Source organism: Pedobacter sp. KBW06 (assembly GCF_003852525.1).
In the GTDB taxonomy this organism is placed as follows: Bacteria; Bacteroidota; Bacteroidia; order Sphingobacteriales; family Sphingobacteriaceae; genus Pedobacter.
Genome location: NZ_QAJL01000003.1, coordinates 1,174,091 through 1,195,708, shown reverse-complemented (window position 1 = coordinate 1,195,708; position 21,618 = coordinate 1,174,091). Strand labels below are relative to the sequence as shown.

The following is a 21,618-nucleotide window of genomic DNA, read 5'->3' as shown; positions in this document are numbered from 1 at the left end:
ATAATCATGTAAAACAGATCATCGAATGACACAAAACAAGGGTTTAAAGAAAACACTGACTCCCTTTATGTTGTGGGGGCTTGGAGTAGGGTACGTTATTTCAGGCATGTATTTCGGTTGGAATCTTGGCCTTGAAAAAGGAGGGACAGGGGGCATGGCAATTGCCACCCTGGCCATCATGGTGATGTATATCACCTTTACCTTTAGTTACGCAGAACTGGCTTGCGCGATCCCTAAAGCAGGAGGAGTGTTCGACTATGCAAATAAAGCAATGGGGAAAAATATCGGCTTTATAGCCGGTATTGCCCAAATTGTTGAATTTATACTGGCACCTCCGGCAATTGCTTTTGCCATAGGTGCCTATTTTAATGCTTTCTATCCACAGGTGCCGGTCCTGACCAGTGCCATCGCCATTTATTTTATCTTTACTGCTTTAAATGTCTACGGTGTGAAAGCCGCAGCTTCGTTTGAAGTGATCGTAACCATCTTTGCAGTAGGAGAACTCTTGCTGTTCTCAGGAATTGCACTTCCAAAATTTGAACTCGCGAACTTAACGCATAACGCTTTGCCTAACGGATGGAGTGGTATTTTTGCGGCCATCCCTTTTGCCATCTGGTTTTTTCTGGGCATTGAAGGTATTGCCAACGTTGCTGAAGAGACCAGGAATCCGCAAAGAGACATCAGCAAGGGCTTTGGATGGGCGATATTTACACTGGCCATTCTTTGTATTCTCATTTTTATCTCCGCAACAGGCATCGCCGGATGGGAAGCCATCGTTTATAAAAACGGGCTAAACGGAGAGACTTCAGACTCGCCGCTTCCGCTGGCACTGGCGAAGATCACCGGCAATAACCACCTGATGTATCATTTATTGATCACGGTAGGCCTATTTGGTTTGGTGGCTTCCTTTCATGGATTGATACTCGCGGCAGGAAGGTCCACCTATGAAATGGGGCGGGTGCACAATATCCCTTCCTTTCTTGGTAAGATCTCTCCGCGTTTTCATACACCAGCCAATGCACTGATTGGAAATATGGTGATCGGAATTCTGGCATTGCTTTCGGGGAAAACTTCGGAGATCATTATTGTTTCCGTTTTCGGCGCTTTAACCTTGTACATCATTTCCATGATCTCGATTGTGATTCTGAGAAAAAGAGAGCCGGAGCTGCCCCGTCCTTTCCGGGTTCGTTTCTACCCCTTGTTTCCGGTGGTGGCACTGATCATTGCCTCCATCTCAATTGTAGCCATGTTTATTTTTAACCCCAAACTTGGCCTGATCTATTTCTCTATTTTGGTAGTTACATTTTTGCTCTACAGGACCTTTAAAACAGCTGATAAATGACAACAGAAGAAATTTTAGCATACGTAAAACAACACCCTTCGGGAAAGGTGAAAGTAGCTGTGGCAGATATCGACGGGGTGTTAAGAGGTAAATACATCGCGGCAGATAAGTTTGCGTCGATGGTGGAAGGCCGGCTGGGCTTTTGTGATGTGACGTTTGGCTGGGATATGGGGGATGTGGCCTACGACAATGTTAAGTTTACCGGATGGCATACCGGATATCCGGATGCCCAGGTGAAACTGGATCTGAGTACCTTTCGCAAGATTCCATGGGAGAATGATGTTCCTTTCTTTCTGGGAGATTTTGTCAATGACAAAAATGAACCGGCCTATACTTGTCCGCGGCAACTGCTTCGTAAAGTGCTTGCTGAAGCGGAAGAACTTGGCTTCCGGCCTTATTTTTCACAGGAGTTTGAATGGTTCAACTTTGCGGAAACACCGGAAACAGCACATCAGAAGAACTTTCATGAGCTCAGTCCTTTAACACCAGGAATGTTCGGTTATTCTATTTTACGCAGCAGTCTGAAAAGTTCCTATATGACGGATCTGTTTGACCTGCTGTGCCGGTTTGGAATCCCTGTGGAAGGTTTGCATACAGAAACCGGACCTGGAGTATACGAAGCAGCGATTAAATATGCGGAAGTACTGCAGGCTGCAGATCAGGCGATTTTGTTTAAAACGGCAGTAAAGGAGATTGCTTATCAGCATGGGATTATGGCCACCTTTATGGCGAAAATTTCTGAACATTTACCCGGCTGCAGTGGTCATGTGCACCAGAGTTTATGGGATCAGGAAGGAAAACATAACCTGTTTTATGATTCTGATGCCAAGGATAAAATGAGCGGCCTGATGAAAAGCTATATTGCTGGTCAACTGCATTGCCTTCCTTATATATTGCCTATGATTGCGCCGACCATTAACAGCTATAAAAGACTTGTGGAGGGGGCCTGGGCACCGACAACGCTAACCTGGGGCATCGACAACAGGACGGTTGCGTTAAGGGCTTTACCAGGGCATGTGAAGGCGAGCCGTTTAGAAACGAGGGTAGTGGGATCGGATACAAACCCTTATCTCGCTTTGTCTGCCTGTCTGGCAGCAGGCTTGTATGGGATAAAAAATAAACTCAGCCTCGATAAAGAAGCGACCACAGGTAATGGGTACAAAGACCTTTCTAATGGGATTCTTCCCGGAAACCTGCACGAGGCTACCCTTAAAATGAAAGGATCTCCGATTGCGGGAGAATTATTTGGAACTTCCTTCGTGGAACATTTTACCCTGACCCGGGAATGGGAGTGGAGGCAATATGCCAAAGTAGTGACCGACTGGGAGATGAAAAGATATTTTGAAATTATTTAAGCCATAAAAGCGATGACATTTGATAAAGTATATCAATATAATTTTCCTACCACCATCCGTTTTGGTGCGGGAGCGATAAAAGAACTGCCTGCTTACCTTCAGGCAAACGGGTTAAAACGCCCGCTGATTGTAACGGATCCTACGGTAGCCGCCCTGCCTTTTTTTAAAGCGATTCTCGCAGACCTGGAAGCGCATCATCTTTCCGTGGAGGTTTTTAGTGATATCCATAAAAATCCGGTAAAAAGTGATGTCTATAAAGGAACAGAGGTCTGGGACCAAACCTCCAGAGACAGTGTGATCGGTATTGGTGGCGGAGCGGGTTTAGATGTGGCCAGGGCTATTGTGCTGCGGGTAAACCACCGGGAAGATTTGTTTAAATACGACGACCTGATTGGTGGCGATGTGTATGTGACGAATGAGGTGCCTCATTTTATCACTGTGCCAACTACTTCCGGAACAGGAAGTGAAGTGGGGCGGAGCGCCATTATCTCTGACGATGAGACACATCAGAAAAAAATCCTGTTCTCGCCTAAGTTAATGGCGAAAATTGTGTTTGCCGATCCGGTATTAACGATGGACCTGCCTCCGCACATCACTGCGGCAACAGGGATGGATGCGCTGACGCATAATATGGAAGCTTTTCTGGCAAAAAATACACATCCACTCTGTGATGGGATTGCTTTAGAAGGTATTTACCTGATCAAAGATGCCCTGGAGAAGGCCACACATCAGTCGGACCTCGAGAGCCGAAGCAAAATGCTGATGGCCTCAATGATGGGAGCGATCGCTTTTCAGAAAGGATTGGGGGTGGTGCATTCTCTGGCACATCCGCTTTCTTCCTTGCTGGATACTCACCACGGATTGGCGAATGCGGTAAATATCCCTTACGGAATGGAGTTCAATATTGCTGGTTTTGAAGATAAGTTTCGCCGGATTGCCAGAACATTGGAGTTGAAAGATGAAAGTGGGGAAGCAGTGGTGAAGTATCTTTTTGAACTCAATATGAAACTGCATATTCCTCATCGCCTGAGCGGGATTGGGGTGAATTCATCACATATAGAAACGCTGGCTGATCTTGCCTTCGCAGATTTTGCCCATCCGAATAACCCTAAGCCGGTGAGCAGGGAAGATTTTAAACAGTTATATTTAAAGGCCCTTTAACAGGGGATAAAGTATGGATTGTTTATGAAGAAAAAGATAGGAATTAGCTATACAGAAGTGAATTCTCCAAATTATTGGAACTGGTTTACTTCGGATGATCTTGGGGCAGACCTGGAATTACTTGAGCTCTCTTTTCAAAAGAACAATGTGGAAGATATTGCCGCTTGCGATGGTTTTGTATTGACAGGGGGAATAGATGTGGAGCCCTCCATCTTTGGCGGTGCTCAGGACTATCCTCACCGTCCTGAATCCTTTCTGCCGGAAAGAGATGCTTTTGAGAAGTTGATTTACGAGCATGCCAAAAGAGAAAAGGTCCCGGTATTGGGGATCTGCAGGGGAATGCAGTACATCAATATCCTGGAAGGCGGAAAAGTTTATGATGATATCGGAGAAAATGCAAATGTTGTGCATAAGAAAGCCGCTGAAGATAAAGTTCATTCGGTAAGTCTCAATAAAGGCAGTTTGCTTTATGAGATTACGGCACAGGAAGAGGGTTTGGTGAATAGTGCCCATCATCAGGCGGTGGATCCGGAACATCTTGGGGATGGTTTGATGATTAGTGCTTATTCGGAAGCCGGTGATGGAATTATTGAGGCCCTGGAATATAAAGATAAAAGCAATTCCGGTTTTATGATTGGGGTGCAGTGGCATCCCGAAAGAATGAAAGAAAAAGAAAGCAATCCCTTGTCACAAAAGATCAAAGAACAATTTATCATTGAAGTAAGAAACTATGAACATCATTAATCCCGCTACAGCAGAAATAATTACTACACTTCAGGAAGATTCCAGATCAGCTCTGGAGGAGAAATACTCGGTTCTTAAAGCCGAACAAGTAAACTGGGCAAGGAAAAGTCTGCCGGAAAGGCTGGCGGTGGTTCATCGGTTTTATGACCTGTTGGAAACAACGCAGGAGCAATTGGCTGCGGTCCTGACTTCGGAAGTGGGGAAGCCTCTGCAGCAGTCGCGCAATGAAATTAACGGAGCCAGAACAAGGATCCAATGGATGATGAACAATGCGGAGAAATACCTTTCTGAAGAATGGGTAACGGATACGGAGGAGTTGAAAGAAAAGATTTCTTATGATCCGCTTGGTGTGGTTTGTAACATCTCTGCCTGGAACTATCCTTATCTGGTAGGTGTGAATGTTTTCGTTCCGGCATTGATCGCGGGAAATACCGTGATGTATAAGCCTTCTGAATATGCAACCCTTACGGGATTGGAAATTGAAAAGTTATGGAAGAAAGCAGGATTGCCGGATGGTGCTTTTCAAATCGCGGTTGGCGGCAAGTCTGTTGGCGAAGAATTGTTGGATATGGATTTTGATGGATACTTTTTTACAGGATCTTATCAAACCGGTAAACATATTTACGAACGGGTTGCCTTGAAAATGGTGCCTTGTCAGCTGGAACTGGGTGGAAAAGATCCTTTGTACGTGGCGGATGATGTAACTGACATCGTTGCGGTGGCTGCCGGGACAGCAGATGGTGCCTTTTATAACAATGGACAGAGCTGCTGTTCGGTAGAGCGGATCTATGTGCATGAGGAGGTTTATGAAGGCTATCTTGATGCCTTTTTGAAGGAGGTGCAATCCTGGAAAAAAGGGGCGCCAACAGACGAGGGGGTTTATATTGCGGCTTTGACAAGAAAAGAACAATTAGAGGTGTTGGAAGCTCAGGTGGCGGATGCTTTAGCAAAGGGCGCTTTGTTGTTGACCGGTGGTAAAAGAGGAACAGGCCCAGGGTATTACTTTGAGCCTACTGTGCTGAGCAATGTGACAAACGATATGAAAGTGATGCAGGAGGAAAGTTTTGGGCCAATCATTGGAATTATGAAGGTCCGGGACGATGACGAAGCGATTGCTTTGATGCAAGATAGTACCTATGGTTTAACCGCAGCAGTGTATTCGAAAAATGACGACCGTGCGCACGGGATTTTGTCGCAGATCGATTCGGGATCGGGATACTGGAATTGCTGTGACCGCGTAAGTGCCGGACTTCCATGGGCAGGAAGAAAACATTCCGGAATCGGATCGACCTTGTCACATCAGGGACTTCGTGCTTTTACGAAGACTAAAGCCTGGCACATGAGGGGGTAGTTTTTAGAAGGTTGTTATGGCTATGAAAAAGATTGACCTTTACAGAGGTTACGAAGGGTATGGAGAGATCATTGTTGAGGAAAAAACATTGGATGGGATAGTGCTGTTTGAATTGCGAATGTTGGATTATCATTTTGACTGGAGGCCTTGATTGAAATGAGCTCTTCTGCTATAGAAAAAGGATATAAGTTATTTATAACATTGGAGTAACATTGTTATCTTTATGGTAAATATTTTTCATTATGAATCTGAAGCCTACAGTAGCTATTGAATATTGCCCTAAATGTGGCTGGATGCTTAGGGCCGCCTATATGGCGCAGGAATTGTTGAGCACCTTTACCGATGAGGTTCATGGTGTGCTGTTGAAGCCTAGTGAGACAGGAGGTGCGTACATCATCACAATAAATTAAGTGGTGGTCTTTGATAGAAAAGAAGAAGGCCGTTTTCCCGAGATTAAAGAATTGAAGCAGATTGTGCGTGATGTGGTGAGCCCGGAGAAAAGCCTGGGGCACTCTGATAAGACCAGTTAACTGAAAAATGATGTTTATTTAAACTCTTCTTTAATGCTTTCTCTCAGGTCGTACAGCGCCCATTGTTTGTTAAGTACCGCTTTTTTTTCCGTTTTTAAGAGCTGAATAAAATCCTGAACACCTATTGGTTCATTGCCATTTCCATGGATCAGGACGATGCTCCCTGCATGTGTCTGTTGTCCTTTAGCCAGCCATGCATCACTTCCTACCGGGATAAGACCAAATGCTAAGATTTCATCCACCAGTTTCTGATCTGATACCAAGCCTGGGAAGCGAAAGAAAATGGAAGGTAACAATCCCTTTTGGATCATCAGTGTTTCTGTTGCCAGGATCTCGTACATCACACTTGTGCCTGGTTCCAGGAGAAAGTTAAGGGCTAAAGGAATTTTAGGATCATAACGATGATTGAAGGTATGGTTGGTCCAGGTGATGGTTAAATCCCCGGATTTTTCCAGTGCTTTAAGCCATTCGATATCGGCAGCATGATTGATCATAAACTTGCCGGTAATGGACAATGCTACAGGGACTGGTTTCTCTATCTTTTGAAATTCAGCAATTAAAGAAGTAAAGATCACCCGGTCTAAAGCTTTATGAGAAGGGCAGAGGTCAATCGTCAGTGTAATCCCTTTTTCTTTTGGAAAGCCATGGGTGATTCCTGCATCCTGCAGCGCAATAGATTCTTGTTTTGCTGCCTGAATGGCTTTTAAGTAGGGGCTGTCTTTGAGGTCCGGTGATTCCTGCCAGTTTGAAATAGGTTTTGTATTCAGCTCTGCAGCCCTGATGATTTGTGTTTCCAGAGTTTGAGGATCAACAGTCAGGTAATACTTCTGGCCTGATTTTTCAAATTCCCGTAAGGTCATTACGTTGTTGCCCTGATAATTAGCGGCGGCAAAATATTGTTTATAATTTTTGATTTCCTCCTGGGCGTATAAAGTCATCACCCAGGAAGAAATAAGGAGGATCAGGACGAATTTCTTCATCCCCTAATTTACTTCATTTCTGCTTTAAAAGCATGGAATTCTCTATGAAGTTTTAGTAATTCTGATTTTAAAGAGGAGACCTGTTCTGTCAGGATTTTGTGGTTTGTTTCCAGCGTTTTGATGTCTTTGATCAATGTCCCTTTTTCCGGCGTGAATTTTCTGTTACCTTTTCCGGTATAAAACCATTCAAAAGACATGTTGAATACTTCATGAAGTTTCTTTACAAAATCGATCGGGATGTTTAAGCGGTTGTTTTCATACCTGCTGATTACAGAGTGATCCAGGCCGAGTTGTTTTCCGAACTCCTCCTGACCCATTTTTTCTGCTTTTCTGAACACCTTTAACCTTTCTGCTTCTTCCGTTGTTTCTTTTAGTTCTGCCATGTGTTCTTTTACCTCTTTTGTAATACGTTCACGATATTGAACATTTGTCTGACATCATCCAGGTGAATGTCAAAGTCCGGATACCTGTCTTTATCGGGATTCAGGGAGTGGCAGGTAATTACACCGGTGTCTGTATCGTGGTGGGTGATTCTTTTTGCGATGATGCCGTGTTTTTTATGGACGATGATGTAATCTTTGAACCTGTGAGTGTGAAATTTACTGGTCCATAAATGTTGCTGGATTTCCCTTCCGGTGGCAATACTTCCGTCGCTGATGCTTTCTTTGGTATTGTCGTCCATACTGTCTCCTACAATTTCAAAAGCCCTGTACTGGCCTTTATGATGTTTATCCACGATAATCGTATGCTTTGGTAATTCTTCTAAATATTCCGGATCTCTGTAGCCTGGTAAATACCCGGCATATGCATATTCATTAACTAATGGTACAACCATTATGTATTTTCCTTCTCCCAGGTCTATAAAAGGAGAATCTCCGACCTCCAGTGGATAGTGGATTTCGCCTATTGAGGTGCTGTTTGCCTTTTGGGCTGCGGCGGATTCAAGCAGCATTTCTCCTTCGCCTTCTTCATACCACTTCCTGGAAACACCGAGGTGATCTTCTAATTTCTGTCCCATTGTTTTGGGTGTTTTTTCACTTTTCAAAATTTCCGAGACGTAAGACTTGGACATATTAATTGCTTTTCCAAACTCTGTGTCGTTCTTGAATTTAAAGAAACTGTAGATCTCTTTAAGTCTCTGGAATTTTTGTGAATTTTTTTCTTCCTGATTCACAATACGTTATAGTTTTAATGTCCCTTTTTACGAATATGTAGTTATAATAGTTCGTAAATACGAACTATATTTGTTCTATATAGTTCAGCAAATATATATTTTAAGAATCACATTCCAAATTAATACTAAATATTTAATAATTGGAACACACCTGATTAAATAAGCCGAGCTGAATTGTATAAGAGTTGATTTACTCTTTTTGCGTTGATTATTAGTTGATTATAATTTTATTAGTATGGAAGAAATGAAAACAGTAAAGGCATTACGTCAAAGAATTAAGATTCTGGAGAAGCTGCTTCTGGAAGAAGTTCTTAAAAATGATCTTATGAACGAAAAGTTGGGTTTAACGAATATCAAGGTTAAACCAGCTCCGGTGATTTAATCAGCAAAGGTCAGATGAAAGAGAAAAGCAATCATATTGACATTCCGATTGCGCAGCTGCTGGATTGTACGGATGCAGCCCTAACCTCCATATTCGGAGGAGTGGTTGCTGAGATACGTGATCAGCTCCGGATCCGGAAAGAAAGAGGAGAATTGTGGTTGGGTGCTTTGGGTTGCCAGGGATTTTGTCCCTTCAAAGGCTGTCCCGGGCACGAGCTCCCATAAGCTGTATTTTAAAAATTTTACGCTTTAAATAAATAACATTGGCAAGAATAAGAACTGTTAAACCCGCTTTTTTAAGACATGAGAAATTACAGGACCTGGAGCATGAAAACCCGGGACAGTACATTATGATTGTGTTTATGGGCTTGTGGATGCTGGCAGACAGCAAAGGCCGGTTTGAATATAAACCCCGGTCTATAAAGTTAGATATTTTACCCTTTCTGGATTACGACATGCAAAAAAGTCTGGAAGTCCTGGAAAAGAATGGCTTCATCAGGTCGTATGAGGTGAACGGGTGCAGGTATGGAATTGTTCCTACTTTCAGAGATCATCAGCGGATTACGGGGAAGGAACTGACCGAAGGGGAGAAGTTTCCCGCGGAGCCGGATTTGAATGTGCAGGAAGCAGACGGGGAAACGTTGGTGAAACATCCGGTTGTACAGGAGAGGAAAGGAAGGGAACAGGAAGAGGAACAGGATGAGGAAGGGAGCATGGGCGAAAAAGCTCCTCTTTCTGAAATAAATTTTGATTTACGGGATAAGGTGATGAAATATTTTGGCTTTAATGAAATGGCAAATTTTGATAAACTGAGAGTGGTATCTGCTTTTGTGAGATGTCTTCAGCATTCAGACCGACTGGTGTATTTTGAAGAGCAGTTTGACGCTTATGTAGCATTTAAGACCATCAACGATAGCTTCCCTCATTCTTTTAAAAAGTTTTTGGGTACTGATGAACAGCTTTTTCAGGATGGTGCCTGGAATGGAGAGAATTGGATCAGGAAACTGGAAGCTGAAAAAGAAAAGAAGGCTGTCAGAAAAACAAAGGTACTTCATTCTTCTTCCAGAGGAGTGGAAGCTGCGATGGAATGGGGCAATATAGAAAGGAGGGGATCCTGATGATCAAGCAGATTGGACATATTGCTGCAAATCCTCTGGCATTGCCTTCCATCAGGAATCACCAGGATCAGGACATCTTTCAGGTCATTCTGATGTCTTTGGCTAAATCTTATACAGATCTGGGCAGGGAGCAACCTCCTCAGAAAGACAAAGATTACCTGGCAAATGAGCTTGCAGACAGTATCCCAAGAAAGTTCCCCTCTATCAGGTTACATGAGATCCCTTTGGCTTTTTCCAATGGGATCCGGGAAAAATACGGGCCATTTTATGGGCTCAATGTGGTCAGCTTTGAAAAATTCATAGAGGCGCACCTGAATAGTGAAGCCCGGGAACAGCAGGCTAAAGAAGCGCTGATCCCAAAGCAAAATAAGGTTCCTGATCTGGCGACTCAATTTGAGGTAGCGAAAAGAAATGCGCTCAATGCATTTGAGGACCTGCGTTCAGGAAAAGAGATCATCTCCGGGTCAGTGGTATATGGCTTTTTAGATCAGCTCGGTCTTTTGCAGTTTAGTGTTTCCCAGAAATGGGAGTTGGTAGAGGAAGCCTGTCTGTATCTGAGGGGGACACTCCAACAGCAACTGATCAATACTGCCTCTATGATCAAAAGAGAAGAGATCCAGCGAAAAATAAATGCATTGAAGGATCGCTCTGCGGTAGACATGATACGAAACATGTCCAAACGGCTCGGCACTTCCGCTTTCTTTAAATCCTGCATGTTAGAGGAGCTGGATCTGGAAGCGCTAATTGAAGAACGGAGAGAGCGGTTTTTTACTTTAAACAAAACGACACATGAAAATTGAACCAAGCACACCTAATATAAAAAGAGATGACCTGGAAAGGTTTATTCAGCTTTTTGAACCCAGCAAATACAAAAGACTAAGAAACGGAATTGAAGTCCGCGGACAACCGGAACTGGAGTTGAATGTAGCCATGGCAAAAGCATTGGTCTTGAACCAGGGGCTCCGGCTTACCATTATCTCGGACGCAAATATGGCGACATACCGGGCCTTTGAAGTAAGAGAAATACATTAAAATAAACATTTTTATTCATTTGGTTTGTGCTGAATTAAACTATGAAGCACAAATTACATTAGCCTTATAGATTGCTATGGAATACAGCTCCAATTTAATGATCTCCGTTTTACGAAAAGAGTATCCGGAAATCGCACAAAGAATCACCAGAAAAATAAAAGAAACATTGCCAGGGGAGCAATTAACAGACCTTTCGAATATCGGGAAGATCATCGCTACTTTCAAAAGAGAAAAGCTGGTGAAGACCGACAACTGGACCAATGGGAAGGGAAAGGCCAATATCACTTATAAAAGAGATTTGCTCGTTGCTGTCTTATTGTTGTTTTATGATCCTGAAAAAATCATGCAGCTGGTACGCAGAAATACCATCCCAGGTATTCTGAAGCAGGCCTCTGTTTTAATCGGGACTTCGCAGGAAGTACTCAGTATGTCGACTCCGGGAGTAATCGTTGCTTTTAAAGCCTACGAAGATTTTAGGGAAGAAGTTTATCGTCTTTACGATCTGATCCGCATTGAACATCGCTTTTTTGAGTAATAAGGCTCAAAATTACACAGGAGTTAAGCCTCCGCTATACCCAATATTATGAAAAAAGAACTCAGCACCAGGTATCCTCTGAAGAGGGAAAAACAAAGTATCGCTTTTGCGGAAGGAGAGGTGAGCTTTCAGCAGTATACCACCAATCCGGAACTGACGATCAGGATTAAAGGACATTATACGGAAGGCCAGCTTTCTGATTTGCAAAATGCAGTTGATGAGGTGTTAAAACACCATAACAGGTAACAAAGAGAATTATAAATTAATAAGAACAAGGAAAATGATAGGATTTAGCAACACGCCGAAATTGACAACAATTGATTTGTCCATGCTTAAGCCGGAGCAGATTGTGTATTTCTGCAGCACAAAAAACATTGATCAGCAAAGAGCTGAACTGGCAAATTTGGTTTGGGACGAGCAATTGGCAAATGCCCTAGAAGAAAAAACGAAATACTATTTTATTGTGACAACTAAACTGGAATATGATGTGGTCTCGGGAGTTTTACTGGAGCCCTTATTGAAAAAATGGAATAAGATTCAGGAACCGGTAAATGCCAAAGGAAAGAAAAGTATCAAACATTTCATTAATAGCCTGAATTAAGGGGTTTTTACTGGAAAACTTTATGATCCGGCGACCATAAAGTCTAAAAAAATAAAGTTTCAAGCATTAGCCGTACCTTTATATCACTGCTCACAACGACAGAAAAACACCATCAGGATGATGAAATTCAAGATTTATTCAGGTCACATTTATGACCTGTGATGGGAGAGGTCAGGGTGATCAGGAGCAATTAAATATCTAAAATTAGAACAATGAGTTATTCATCAATTGAGATTGTAAATGTGCTAAATCAAACTATTGCGAACAGCATATTGATGAGCGATGCACAGAGACCAAATGGAAGTATTTATAAAGACGAGCGGCCTACCGGTTCAGTGCTGGAAGACCTGGTTATTCTCGCACTTAGCTTTGACAGGGAGGATGTGCAGCAAGGGGTATTGAAATTAAATATCTATGTCCCTAACCTGGTTTTTCCCGACCGTCCTGAAGATAAATATCTTCCTGATACGGTACGCATGCTTTATTTATCCAGGCTGGCCAATACGGCACTCGGGGAAGGGGAGGAAATCTGGGACCCATCCGGGAAGTTCTGTTTCGAGATCCTGATGGACAAGATTGAACATAATGAAGCCAGGGAACACTATGTCAGTTTCGACATACAATTTTACGCAATTAATTAAATCACAAATAAAAACAACAAATCATGGGCAAAATTTACGGCTTAAAAGCCATTACAATGGGAGATCCAGCTGCAGACGGTGGCATGGGAACAGCACTTACAGAAGTATTCGGAGCAACAGTAAAAGGTACAGCTACCTTAACCTCTACTGAACCTACCAGTGAAGAAGTAGAAATCGAAGAAACAGATGAGCTGTATGATGAGATCCAGACTAAAGCAGGATCATGGTCATTAAAAGCGAGTACCTACAATATTTCTGCAGAAACGATGAAGAAATTATTTGGCGGTACTGTAGCCGGAACTGCTCCAAATCAGACCTGGAGTGCACCGGTAGGTGGTGTGAGCGTTGCGGTTCACCAGTCGGTGACTGCAGAAACCAGAGGTGGTGCCAAGTTCAATTTCGTGAAAATGAAGTTAACTGCAACGGCGAACATCTCTTTCGATAAAGCAAAGTTGGGACAGATTGACTGGACAGGTAAAGTACTTACCCCGGACAAAGCTGGAACTCCTGCAATGTCGATCGTATTCGGTCCTGCAGTTTAAGGTACAGTTTAGTTTAACAATGAGGGTGCCCAGGGGCGCCCTCTTTACACATTGAAGATGAAAGAACAAGAGTTATTGAGGAAAGTCGGCGAGGCTTTAACCCAGAAGGATAAAACTATTGAGATCGAGATCAAACCTGCTGGCAGACTGCAGAAACTCCTTATGAAAAAGGGCTTTTTGAAGTCGAAGAAAGTGTTTAAGATCAGTCCGATTTTAGTGGGAAACCGGTATCGGGTTTCTGCGGTGGCAGTGAACCTTCCTAAAGACATTTTTCAGAATGGAAAGATGAACCTGACCAAAGCCTGGGAGGCGATACAGAAGCATACGGACGACTTTATCTATGTGGTTGGGGTTTGTATTCAGAATACAGAAAAGGAGCCCTCCAGGAAGCTGCTGCGCAGTCTTCGATGGATGGATGACCAGCAGTTTCTTAAAATTCTGGATGCTTCGCTGAGCCAGGCCGGTGTGACAAGTTTTATGAATTCTATCGTCTTGATCAGCGGCGCAAGTGTGCTGAATGTGGAGGAGCCGGCTGCGAATCCTGCTCCGGAACAGGAATAGTTCAAGATGAGCCTAAAGATGCCAGGGGAGTTGATAGCCCCTGGAGTTTACTCGGGAGTTACCGAAAATATTTTAAATGCAGCAGAGCAGAGGTTTTATGGGGCATGAGCTGGGTGAATTTTACGATGGATCTGGCCACCATACCTGGAATAGATACCGATAAAAAAGAGGAGGATGAGGTCATTTCTCCTGAAGAAGAAGAATTAGAATTAAGAAAACAAGGATATTAACATGAGCACAGCAGAGGGAAATTTAAATTTTAGAAGTACACTGGACGATTCACAGTTCCAGGCGGCCATAGGACGTATGGAAGTGAATATTGGATCTATGACAGATCAGATCACCAATCAGAATGGGGAATTGGAAACCTTTGGAAAAAAAGCAGCCGATTTTACCAACAAGATTTTCTCCCTGGAGAATATGGCTGAGTTTGTCAAAGCGATGGTTCAGGTGAGAAATGAATACCAGCAACTGGAGCTTTCATTTTCTACCATACTTAAAAATAAAGCTGCTGCTGATGACTTAATGGGAGGCTTGGGTTCTTTTGCAGGGAAGACACCCTTTAGTTTAAAGGAGTCAGGAGATGCAGCAAAACAATTGCTGAGTTACGGATCGACAACAAAAGATGTTGTTGATGAATTGAAGACGCTGGGAGAAGTGGCTTCGGGTGCTTCTGTCCCCCTCGCAGATCTGGCCGCAGTGTATGGTAACATGAAAAAAGCAGGCTCCGCTTCTAAGTCAGATATCAGTCAGCTCGCCAGCAAAGGGATTCCCATTTATGAAGAATTGGCGAAAGTGATGGGCGTTGGAAAAGAAAGGATTTCCGGGCTTGTTGCTGCAGGACAGGTTGGATTCCCGCAGGTAGAGCAGGCTTTTCAGAATCTGACTGCTGCCGGGGGAACGTTTTATGGTGCTATGGAAGCGCAGTCAGGAACATTGGGGGGGCAGCTGGAGACACTGAGTGGAGCCTGGAATGCGATGTTGAATTCCTTGGGACAAGATGGAGAAGGTTTTTTTAGCGGAGCAATTTCAACCGCAATCAGCCTGGTTGAAAATTATGAAAAAGTTATCGAAGTTCTTGGCGAGTTGGTTGCTGTTTATGGGGTTTACCGGGCGGCAGTAATGCTGACTTCTCTGCTTCAGCTGACTGCTGTTGAGGTTACTGCGGGGGTGACTAGAGCGTTTAAGCTGCAATACTATTGGACAGTTATGGTGACCGCAGTACAAAGGGTATTAAATGCAACGATGCTGTCTAACCCATACGTACTTACTGCGGTTGCTATAGCCGGCTTGATTGCAGTAATGTATAGTCTTGCTAATACCGTAAGTACTTATGAACAAGCTCAAAGTAGGTTGAATGCCGCCAGTGAAAAAGCTGCTCAAGATGCTGATAACCTGAAATCGAAGGTGGGAGGGTTAAATGCGGTACTTCAGGATCAGAATGCAACAGAATTTCAACAGAGTAAGGCTTATAAGGAATTACAGTCATTGTATCCTGAGCGCTTAAAGAATCTGACAAAAGAGGCTTATCTGAAGATGAGTGTTGCAGATGCTCAAAAGATGCTCAATGAAGAGAATGACAAGAACAATGTTGCGGCTACTGGTAAGAGATATGACGAGGCTAGGGATAAGGTATTTAGACTAAATGAAGAACTAAAAGGGTATGAAAAGACCGTAGCTCTTGCTGCTAAAAAGTCGATTTTTACAAAGGGCATTAGTAATAAATTGAAGGAAGATATCAGGCGGGTAAAAGAGGACCTTGAAATCGCGAACTGGGAATTAAAAACATTAGGTAGCACTTTTGAAGAGCAACAGGAGGCATATAAAGTGTCCCTTATGAACGACGCTCAAAAGCTCGAGCATTATGGACAACAGAAAGACAGATTAACGGAGCAGAAAGATTTGTTGTTGGAAATGACGGGTAGTTCTGCTGAGATGAAAGCTCAGCTAACGGGTGATCCTTTTTTTCCGCTAAATGGACATTTGACTGAGGCTTCGACTAAAATGACAGAAATTTTTAATAAGTCAGGAGAACTGGGGCTTTCATTTAGCCAGTATTCGCTATTTACATTAAATAAGCAGTTGGATTATGCGGGTGGAAAAATTAGGGAAATAACTGAGAAAACAATTGTCCCGAATTCTTTAGGGGATATTGACGATAAAATCCAGAAGCAAAATCTGCTTAAGCCGAGTGTAACAAATAATAAGGAACTTAAAGTCATTGAGACAGAAATTCGGAGGTTGGAGAAGCAAAAGGCAAAGATAACTGGTAAAAACCCAAATGCCGGGAAGGTTGATACTAAGGAGGATAAAGAAAATAGATCTGCTGCTATGGACAGTCAGATTGCTGCTTTCAGTGATAAATTCAATTCGACCCTAAGTGATGATCAGCAAAAACTGAAAGCTATCGAAAAGGAGTACGACGCTTTGAATAAAGCTTTGATAGCTTATAATAAGAATCCAGATAATGTAAAGAAAAAAATTGATCTGAAATCTGCCTTTGATCTGGCGAAAAAAAATCAGGAATATGCGAATGAAACGGCGCGGGTAAAAGAGCAATTAGAGGTGCAAAAGTCTATGTATGCTGCTTATGAGATATATAAGTCGCTTGTGGGTGAGAAAGCAGCAGATGAGAGATTTAAGGTGGAATTGAAGTACCATAAGAATTACGGTGCATTACTTCAATCTAAGATTGACGAAATTAATCAGACACCTGAAGACAAACAAACCAGTCAACAACGTGATCGGTTAAAAGAGATGTCTTCCGATTTGGAGGCATATAGAGCGGAGCAAAAAGCAAAAGACGCAGCAAGTTTTGAGCAGGCTTATAATGCTTCAAAAACATTTGCTCAGAAAGAACAGGATGCTAAAGATGAATATCAAGCTCAAGTAGATGCCCTTACAAAAGATCAGAATGGTGCGGTAACTGCTGAGCAGTATAAAAACTTAGAAAATATACGTGATGCGTCGATTAATGCTACAAAAGAGGAAGCCTTTCAAAAAAGCGAGATCTATAAAAAATTAAGTGAAGATACGCTGATTTTAACGAGAGAACAGATCAAAAAGCAAATGGTGATTATGCGTTCGCTGCTGAACGATCCGAATCTCTCTACCTCTGTTAAAACTGGGATTCAAACCCAACTGGATGGGCTTGATGGTCGTTTGAACTTTGGTGTTAATAAATCCAATATAAAAGAGCTTGAAAAAAGAAAAGGGGTTATCAATACAAATCTGACCGATCGTCAGAGCAGGAAGGATAAAAATGATACGGGTAATAATAAGGAAATAGAGACGCTTAACACCGAGCTGACTGAGGTCCAATCAAAAATAAATGACCTCAACGCCGGGGGCTTAAAAGGTTTCATGAACAGCCTGAAGGATAATAAAGCTTTACAGGGTTTGTCTACTGGTTTAGGTCTGGCTTCTGATGCAGCTTCAACCATGTCTCAGGCATTGGGAGGAGTAGATACAGAAGCTGGTTATACCATGGATACGATCGGTCAGCTTGCAGGAGCCGCGGGAGATCTTGCGGGATCCATCGTGTCGGGAGATCCGGCAAAAATTGTAGGTTCTGCAATAAAAGCAGTTGGAACATTATTCTCGATTGGTAAACGCGTTCGGGAAATGAACGAAAAGGCCAAAAAGGAAGTTGCCGACTTTTATTCAAACGCAATCAAAGGAGAGCGGGAATATCAGGATTCTTTGAAAGAACGGGCTTTACAACGCGTTCGTGATAATAAAACAGCGCTGAATGGGATAAAAGATGAGCTTAAAATCCGTCAGGATCAGATGGCTGGCTGGAAACAGGAGTCTGAGGAGATCATGGGCAAGCTTAGTGGAATGAGCAGTATCGCCAGTGAAACCTATAAACACGGGACCTGGTTCAGGAAAGCCAAAGTCGTAAAGACTTATGAAAGTCTGGAAGGCAAAGACTACGGACAGCTAAGCCAATTGCTTTCCCAGGGGAAATTGGAAGGAGATGCCAAAGCATTGGTAGAAAGGTTAAAGGAACTGGAACAGAAAGGTTTTGATGCGGAAAAGGCAATTGCTGATTTAGCTAAACAGACCAATGAGATATTCACCGGAACGAATTCGGATAACCTCACAAACAGTCTTTTGGGAATGTTTAAAGATGGGAAGACAGGTGCTCAGGATCTTGCTGATTTCTTTAAACAAACGATGGATGATGCCGCCCTAAGTATTTTTAAGAACAAGATTCTTGCCGGAGCTATGGAGAATTTCTATAAGGAGTTTGCAAAAAGAGGAGTAAGCGGGGAAGAGTTAACCGATACGGAGATTTCAGAGCTGGAAGGCATCTTTAACAATTCCATGGCAAATGCGGCAAAAGAATATGAGGCCCTTAAAAAAATCACTGGCAGGGATCCTTCCAGTGGTGGTGCAGGTCCATCAGGATTAACCGGGGCAAGCAGTATAAAAAGAGAAATAACTGAAGAGACTGCAGGTGTGCTTACCGGATTATGGAGGGGACAATTTGACCTGACAAAGCAGCTTGTTACTTTATCTATGGAGAGAAATGCGGTGGTAAATACCGTTGGAGTAAATGCGATGGAGCTATTGAATGTAGCCAGGTCAAACTTTGATGTCGCTTTAAAGATCGAGTCAAATACCTACAGAACAGCGAACAATACAGATGGAATTTCGGGTAAACTGGATCAGATCATCGTGAATACTCAGCCATCAATGGGAACCAGATCATTAGGATAATATGAACACATACAAATTAAATAATATAGATCTTGGGAGTTTCGGATTCATCGCCGGAAAGCAAAATGAAAGTAATATTGCTTTAACAGGATGCTTTGATATGCCGGCCCGAATCGGAAAGACATTCCATAGCTGGGGAGATGAACACAGTATAGAGCCTTATGTTTCTGCATCGGAAATTCAGTTTGGAGGAAGAAGCATTTCATTAAATGGTTATATCTACGGCTCGGGTAAAACAGATTGTCAGAATAAAGCTAAGTCCTTGTTTAAACAGATTGATGGTTTTACAGATCTCGTTCCTCTAACATGCAAATGGGGAACCTATCAGGTTTATGTAAATGAACCGGTATTGGGTAATTTTTTAGGAGACCATGCGCTGAAAATTTCTTTTAGCTTTCGCGAACCGATAGTTGAAATGAATGGTGTACTTCCTGTCGCCAATGGGGCATCTTATGGTATAGACGGAATTAGCTTTAAGGAATTGGGTGGTGTATTGGTTTCCTCTAATGGAAGACAATTTAATAGGGCTGCCCCTAAATCTCAAACGGTGAGTGTTTGGGGCAAAGAGGGCTATGCTGTTACAAAAACAGAAACAAACGAGTTGAACCTTAAAATATTTATTGACCAGTCAGGTTTGATCGATTTCAAGAATAAAATAAGTTCGTTGTCTGCTTTGTTTGCGGCACCTGGAATGAGGGTTTTTGTGCCTGAAAGAGGAACTCCGTTTAGTTTTTTTGTCAAAGACGGCTTTAAGGTTACGAATGTATTCAGTCAGGCCAACAGGATGACCGGGATGCTGGAATGTAAAATCACCGGGGGCAATGTGGAAGCATTGGCCCCCCTGCCACCAATAGTAAATGCAGGTAATGATTATACTCTGGACTCGGCAATAAACCAAATACTGATTACATCTGCTTCAGTAACTCCAAGAAGTGGAGCTTTAATTGTTTCTGTTTTATGGGAGCTGGCCTATACCGAGCCATCCGGATTACCGCTCAGTATTCTTAATGGGGATACGCTGTTTCCCTTGGCAAAGGGCATTGATCATCGAGGTGTCTACCACTTGAAATTAACAGCCAGAGATAGCAATGGCAATAGCTCTGAGGCATTTATGAAAATCATTTCCAGAGATCAACCCATAAATAATGTATTTCCATTCACCTTTTCTTACAACTTATTATAATGGCAAAAATAACAACGCCCGACAAGCAGTCGGGGCATACGCACAGCGCGCAAGAGTACAATGCTTTCAAAGCAGCAATAAATGAAATATATGACGGGTTTGATCCAGATGGTAAAGTGTTGCTTACAAAATTACCTGACCTCTTTTTTGCAGGGCTTAAAGGTTCGGGCACAGAAGCTGATCCATTTGTTTTGAATGGTTCCGGAGGGCAGGCAAGTGCTGAGGAATATCTTAAGTCTTTACCAGGATTTCAAGCCGGTATTGAAAAAATCCTCTATGGGGGTGGACTCGCTGGATTTTCCTGGGGACCGATACCATCGGGCACACTGGAGAAGCTGGGAAATACATTATTAACGCTGGGGACAGCTTCAGTGAATTCAATACCGTTAAGTTGGACCGGAATTACCGATGCTCAGTTTTATTTCGTACAGAGGTCTGAAAATGAGTTTTTTAATAATGCTGTTATGGTTTATAACGGATCTTTATTGAGTTTTTCTGAATCTGATTTAATTGCGAATACAACTTATTATTATCGGGTGAGAGCAATGGCATCAGGATTTGCGCCCGGAAATTGGTCTTCAGGATCAAAAACAACCTTATTAACAGGAGACATTACACCTCCTGCACCAACTTCTGGTGTGGTAAATGACAATACAAACACCTTTGATTGGACCAATTCAGCCGGTTACCAGAGCATTGGTAATTATGAATATACCATTGACGGAGGGAATACTTATTCGCCGGCAACAGCGAAACCGGTTCTGATTGGCAATCTGAACAAGGCGATTGGCCAGGTAGGGGTCAGGATAAAAGCTGAAGCTGGCAGAACGGTGTCGGCAACCTTGTTTAACAATACAGCTTTTAGTAAAACTCTGGATACGCCATCAGCTCCTGTTAACCCGGTGACTGATAATACGGCAGATTTGTTTAACTGGACCTATAGTCCGGGATTTTCAATTCCTTCGAACTACGAAATCACTTTAAATGCAGGGACTTCATGGAGCACGGTAGCTGAGAAGCCATATTATGTGGGAAATGTTGCCAAAGCAATTGGCGAAATCGGAGTCAGAGTGAAAGCTGTTCCGGGTATTAATAACAACTCTGCTACACTATATAATAGTGCTCCGTTTACTGTTGCTTTAGCTGCAACAATTCCGGTAACCACCTGGAGAGAAGCTGCTGCGCTTACGATCAATGGTAACAGTCTGATTTCCATAGCGGGCGACAATGATAACTATGCCTGGGCTTCCTCTTCAGTAAGATTGCAGGCTGGCGGATCTGGCTTTGTTATGTTTGATTTGGCTGCACCAAATGCTCAGACTTCAAATGGTATCTTTTTAGGTTTATCTGTGGGGGCTTCAAGGGAATCTAATGCTTCGATGTCCTTTAGAATTCAGGGGATTGACAATAATAGAATAATTGGCGGGAAAAACGGACAATATCCGATCAGCCCATCATTGCCGATCTCTACGCAGTCAAAAGCCAGGATGAGAGCTGATGGAATCAATATCTATTCGGAATATAGTACGGATGCCGGAACGTCATGGACAATCTTGAATACAGGGGTACAACCCGCATCGGATTTATATGTGAAAGTGTATACAGATACGCCTGGTCAGCATTTGGTTAATGTTGTTCAGTCAGGCTTAACGGTAGAATAAT

Annotated in this window: 23 protein-coding genes and 1 pseudogene; 21 read left to right on the top strand and 3 right to left on the bottom strand. The window is 42.8% G+C overall.

The features are described 5' to 3' along the window. Positions 1–25: 25 nt before the first annotated feature. The 7 genes and pseudogenes from eat to DBR43_RS19795 all read left to right on the top strand — a co-directional run bounded on the left by eat (position 26) and on the right by DBR43_RS19795 (position 6,483). Positions 26–1,342, top strand: coding sequence for an ethanolamine permease (gene eat / locus DBR43_RS19820; protein ID WP_124583941.1), 1,317 nt, complete (start codon positions 26–28; stop codon positions 1,340–1,342). Beyond that, complete coding sequence (locus DBR43_RS19815) at positions 1,339–2,697, top strand: glutamine synthetase family protein (RefSeq protein ID WP_124583939.1); 1,359 nt, start codon at positions 1,339–1,341, stop codon at positions 2,695–2,697. Before eat ends, DBR43_RS19815 begins: the two co-directional genes overlap by 4 nt. A gap of 12 nt (positions 2,698–2,709) precedes the next feature. After that, a complete protein-coding gene (locus DBR43_RS19810) occupies positions 2,710–3,858 on the top strand; it encodes an iron-containing alcohol dehydrogenase (protein WP_124583937.1) in 1,149 nt (382 codons plus the stop codon). A gap of 24 nt (positions 3,859–3,882) precedes the next feature. Then, a complete protein-coding gene (locus tag DBR43_RS19805; protein ID WP_124583935.1) occupies positions 3,883–4,602 on the top strand; it encodes a gamma-glutamyl-gamma-aminobutyrate hydrolase family protein in 720 nt (239 codons plus the stop codon). Continuing rightward, on the top strand, positions 4,589–5,953 hold the full coding sequence (locus tag DBR43_RS19800; protein WP_124583933.1) for an aldehyde dehydrogenase family protein: 1,365 nt from the start codon (positions 4,589–4,591) through the stop codon (positions 5,951–5,953). The genes DBR43_RS19805 and DBR43_RS19800 overlap by 14 nt, the downstream gene beginning before the upstream one ends. Before the next feature lie 22 nt (positions 5,954–5,975). Next, entirely contained in the window at positions 5,976–6,104 is a 129-nt protein-coding gene (locus DBR43_RS33450) for a hypothetical protein (RefSeq protein ID WP_255420973.1), read from the top strand. Between the two features lie 91 nt (positions 6,105–6,195). Further along, positions 6,196–6,483, top strand: a pseudogene (locus DBR43_RS19795) (SelT/SelW/SelH family protein). A 14-nt stretch (positions 6,484–6,497) separates the two neighbouring features. On the opposite strand, the gene DBR43_RS19790 reads toward DBR43_RS19795, so the two are convergent. From DBR43_RS19790 to DBR43_RS19780, 3 genes are read right to left on the bottom strand one after another with little or no spacing between them, the layout of a single operon-like run. After that, positions 6,498–7,463, bottom strand: coding sequence for a polysaccharide deacetylase family protein (locus DBR43_RS19790; RefSeq protein ID WP_124583931.1), 966 nt, complete (start codon positions 7,461–7,463; stop codon positions 6,498–6,500). An 8-nt stretch (positions 7,464–7,471) separates the two neighbouring features. Beyond that, positions 7,472–7,846, bottom strand: a complete 375-nt coding sequence (locus DBR43_RS19785; RefSeq protein WP_124583929.1) for a helix-turn-helix domain-containing protein — start codon at positions 7,844–7,846, stop codon at positions 7,472–7,474. Positions 7,847–7,854: 8 nt separating this feature from the next. After that, complete coding sequence (locus tag DBR43_RS19780) at positions 7,855–8,481, bottom strand: helix-turn-helix transcriptional regulator (RefSeq protein WP_124583927.1); 627 nt, start codon at positions 8,479–8,481, stop codon at positions 7,855–7,857. A 391-nt stretch (positions 8,482–8,872) separates the two neighbouring features. Between DBR43_RS19780 and DBR43_RS33000 the strand changes: the two genes are divergently transcribed. The 14 genes from DBR43_RS33000 (at position 8,873) to DBR43_RS19715 (ending at position 21,617) form a co-directional block, all read left to right on the top strand. Then, positions 8,873–9,019 (top strand): hypothetical protein, encoded by a 147-nt coding sequence (locus DBR43_RS33000; protein WP_158622553.1) that lies wholly within the window; start codon positions 8,873–8,875, stop codon positions 9,017–9,019. A gap of 14 nt (positions 9,020–9,033) precedes the next feature. Continuing rightward, a complete protein-coding gene (locus DBR43_RS19775) occupies positions 9,034–9,243 on the top strand; it encodes a hypothetical protein (protein WP_124583925.1) in 210 nt (69 codons plus the stop codon). 38 nt (positions 9,244–9,281) lie between these two features. Continuing rightward, positions 9,282–10,136, top strand: a complete 855-nt coding sequence (locus DBR43_RS19770) for a hypothetical protein (protein WP_124583923.1) — start codon at positions 9,282–9,284, stop codon at positions 10,134–10,136. Then, positions 10,136–10,936, top strand: a complete 801-nt coding sequence (locus DBR43_RS19765; RefSeq protein ID WP_148090768.1) for a hypothetical protein — start codon at positions 10,136–10,138, stop codon at positions 10,934–10,936. The genes DBR43_RS19770 and DBR43_RS19765 overlap by 1 nt, the downstream gene beginning before the upstream one ends. Then, the gene (locus DBR43_RS19760) at positions 10,926–11,168 is read left to right on the top strand and encodes a hypothetical protein (RefSeq protein ID WP_124583918.1); all 243 of its coding nucleotides are present in this window, start codon (positions 10,926–10,928) and stop codon (positions 11,166–11,168) included. The genes DBR43_RS19765 and DBR43_RS19760 overlap by 11 nt, the downstream gene beginning before the upstream one ends. Before the next feature lie 76 nt (positions 11,169–11,244). After that, positions 11,245–11,703 (top strand): hypothetical protein, encoded by a 459-nt coding sequence (locus DBR43_RS19755; RefSeq protein ID WP_124583917.1) that lies wholly within the window; start codon positions 11,245–11,247, stop codon positions 11,701–11,703. A 48-nt stretch (positions 11,704–11,751) separates the two neighbouring features. Further along, positions 11,752–11,949 (top strand): hypothetical protein, encoded by a 198-nt coding sequence (locus DBR43_RS19750; RefSeq protein WP_124583915.1) that lies wholly within the window; start codon positions 11,752–11,754, stop codon positions 11,947–11,949. A gap of 34 nt (positions 11,950–11,983) precedes the next feature. Next, positions 11,984–12,304: a hypothetical protein gene (locus tag DBR43_RS19745; RefSeq protein WP_124583913.1), complete on the top strand. Its 321-nt coding sequence runs from the start codon at positions 11,984–11,986 to the stop codon at positions 12,302–12,304. 212 nt (positions 12,305–12,516) lie between these two features. Further along, a complete protein-coding gene (locus DBR43_RS19740; RefSeq protein WP_124583911.1) occupies positions 12,517–12,945 on the top strand; it encodes a hypothetical protein in 429 nt (142 codons plus the stop codon). A 23-nt stretch (positions 12,946–12,968) separates the two neighbouring features. Further along, positions 12,969–13,487 carry a hypothetical protein gene (locus DBR43_RS19735; RefSeq protein WP_124583909.1) on the top strand — a complete coding sequence of 173 codons (519 nt, stop codon included), beginning with the start codon at positions 12,969–12,971 and terminating at the stop codon, positions 13,485–13,487. A 57-nt stretch (positions 13,488–13,544) separates the two neighbouring features. After that, complete coding sequence (locus DBR43_RS19730; protein ID WP_124583906.1) at positions 13,545–14,048, top strand: hypothetical protein; 504 nt, start codon at positions 13,545–13,547, stop codon at positions 14,046–14,048. Positions 14,049–14,279: 231 nt separating this feature from the next. Beyond that, on the top strand, positions 14,280–18,773 hold the full coding sequence (locus DBR43_RS19725; RefSeq protein ID WP_124583904.1) for a tape measure protein: 4,494 nt from the start codon (positions 14,280–14,282) through the stop codon (positions 18,771–18,773). Between the two features lies 1 nt (position 18,774). Next, positions 18,775–19,956: a hypothetical protein gene (locus DBR43_RS19720; RefSeq protein WP_124583902.1), complete on the top strand. Its 1,182-nt coding sequence runs from the start codon at positions 18,775–18,777 to the stop codon at positions 19,954–19,956. Further along, a complete protein-coding gene (locus tag DBR43_RS19715; RefSeq protein ID WP_124583900.1) occupies positions 19,956–21,617 on the top strand; it encodes a hypothetical protein in 1,662 nt (553 codons plus the stop codon). Before DBR43_RS19720 ends, DBR43_RS19715 begins: the two co-directional genes overlap by 1 nt. Position 21,618: the final 1 nt, after the last annotated feature.

What these genes read in the sequence shown, in the direction of transcription:
- eat (WP_124583941.1), top strand. Translation starts at nt 26, where the DNA reads ATGACACAAAACAAGGGTTTAAAGAAAACACTGACTCCCTTTATGTTG.
- DBR43_RS19815 (WP_124583939.1), top strand. Translation starts at nt 1,339, where the DNA reads ATGACAACAGAAGAAATTTTAGCATACGTAAAACAACACCCTTCGGGA.
- DBR43_RS19810 (WP_124583937.1), top strand. Translation starts at nt 2,710, where the DNA reads ATGACATTTGATAAAGTATATCAATATAATTTTCCTACCACCATCCGT.
- DBR43_RS19805 (WP_124583935.1), top strand. Translation starts at nt 3,883, where the DNA reads ATGAAGAAAAAGATAGGAATTAGCTATACAGAAGTGAATTCTCCAAAT.
- DBR43_RS19800 (WP_124583933.1), top strand. Translation starts at nt 4,589, where the DNA reads ATGAACATCATTAATCCCGCTACAGCAGAAATAATTACTACACTTCAG.
- DBR43_RS33450 (WP_255420973.1), top strand. Translation starts at nt 5,976, where the DNA reads ATGAAAAAGATTGACCTTTACAGAGGTTACGAAGGGTATGGAGAGATC.
- DBR43_RS19790 (WP_124583931.1), bottom strand. Translation starts at nt 7,463, where the DNA reads ATGAAGAAATTCGTCCTGATCCTCCTTATTTCTTCCTGGGTGATGACT.
- DBR43_RS19785 (WP_124583929.1), bottom strand. Translation starts at nt 7,846, where the DNA reads ATGGCAGAACTAAAAGAAACAACGGAAGAAGCAGAAAGGTTAAAGGTG.
- DBR43_RS19780 (WP_124583927.1), bottom strand. Translation starts at nt 8,481, where the DNA reads ATGGGACAGAAATTAGAAGATCACCTCGGTGTTTCCAGGAAGTGGTAT.
- DBR43_RS33000 (WP_158622553.1), top strand. Translation starts at nt 8,873, where the DNA reads ATGGAAGAAATGAAAACAGTAAAGGCATTACGTCAAAGAATTAAGATT.
- DBR43_RS19775 (WP_124583925.1), top strand. Translation starts at nt 9,034, where the DNA reads ATGAAAGAGAAAAGCAATCATATTGACATTCCGATTGCGCAGCTGCTG.
- DBR43_RS19765 (WP_148090768.1), top strand. Translation starts at nt 10,136, where the DNA reads ATGATCAAGCAGATTGGACATATTGCTGCAAATCCTCTGGCATTGCCT.
- DBR43_RS19760 (WP_124583918.1), top strand. Translation starts at nt 10,926, where the DNA reads ATGAAAATTGAACCAAGCACACCTAATATAAAAAGAGATGACCTGGAA.
- DBR43_RS19755 (WP_124583917.1), top strand. Translation starts at nt 11,245, where the DNA reads ATGGAATACAGCTCCAATTTAATGATCTCCGTTTTACGAAAAGAGTAT.
- DBR43_RS19750 (WP_124583915.1), top strand. Translation starts at nt 11,752, where the DNA reads ATGAAAAAAGAACTCAGCACCAGGTATCCTCTGAAGAGGGAAAAACAA.
- DBR43_RS19745 (WP_124583913.1), top strand. Translation starts at nt 11,984, where the DNA reads ATGATAGGATTTAGCAACACGCCGAAATTGACAACAATTGATTTGTCC.
- DBR43_RS19740 (WP_124583911.1), top strand. Translation starts at nt 12,517, where the DNA reads ATGAGTTATTCATCAATTGAGATTGTAAATGTGCTAAATCAAACTATT.
- DBR43_RS19735 (WP_124583909.1), top strand. Translation starts at nt 12,969, where the DNA reads ATGGGCAAAATTTACGGCTTAAAAGCCATTACAATGGGAGATCCAGCT.
- DBR43_RS19730 (WP_124583906.1), top strand. Translation starts at nt 13,545, where the DNA reads ATGAAAGAACAAGAGTTATTGAGGAAAGTCGGCGAGGCTTTAACCCAG.
- DBR43_RS19725 (WP_124583904.1), top strand. Translation starts at nt 14,280, where the DNA reads ATGAGCACAGCAGAGGGAAATTTAAATTTTAGAAGTACACTGGACGAT.
- DBR43_RS19720 (WP_124583902.1), top strand. Translation starts at nt 18,775, where the DNA reads ATGAACACATACAAATTAAATAATATAGATCTTGGGAGTTTCGGATTC.
- DBR43_RS19715 (WP_124583900.1), top strand. Translation starts at nt 19,956, where the DNA reads ATGGCAAAAATAACAACGCCCGACAAGCAGTCGGGGCATACGCACAGC.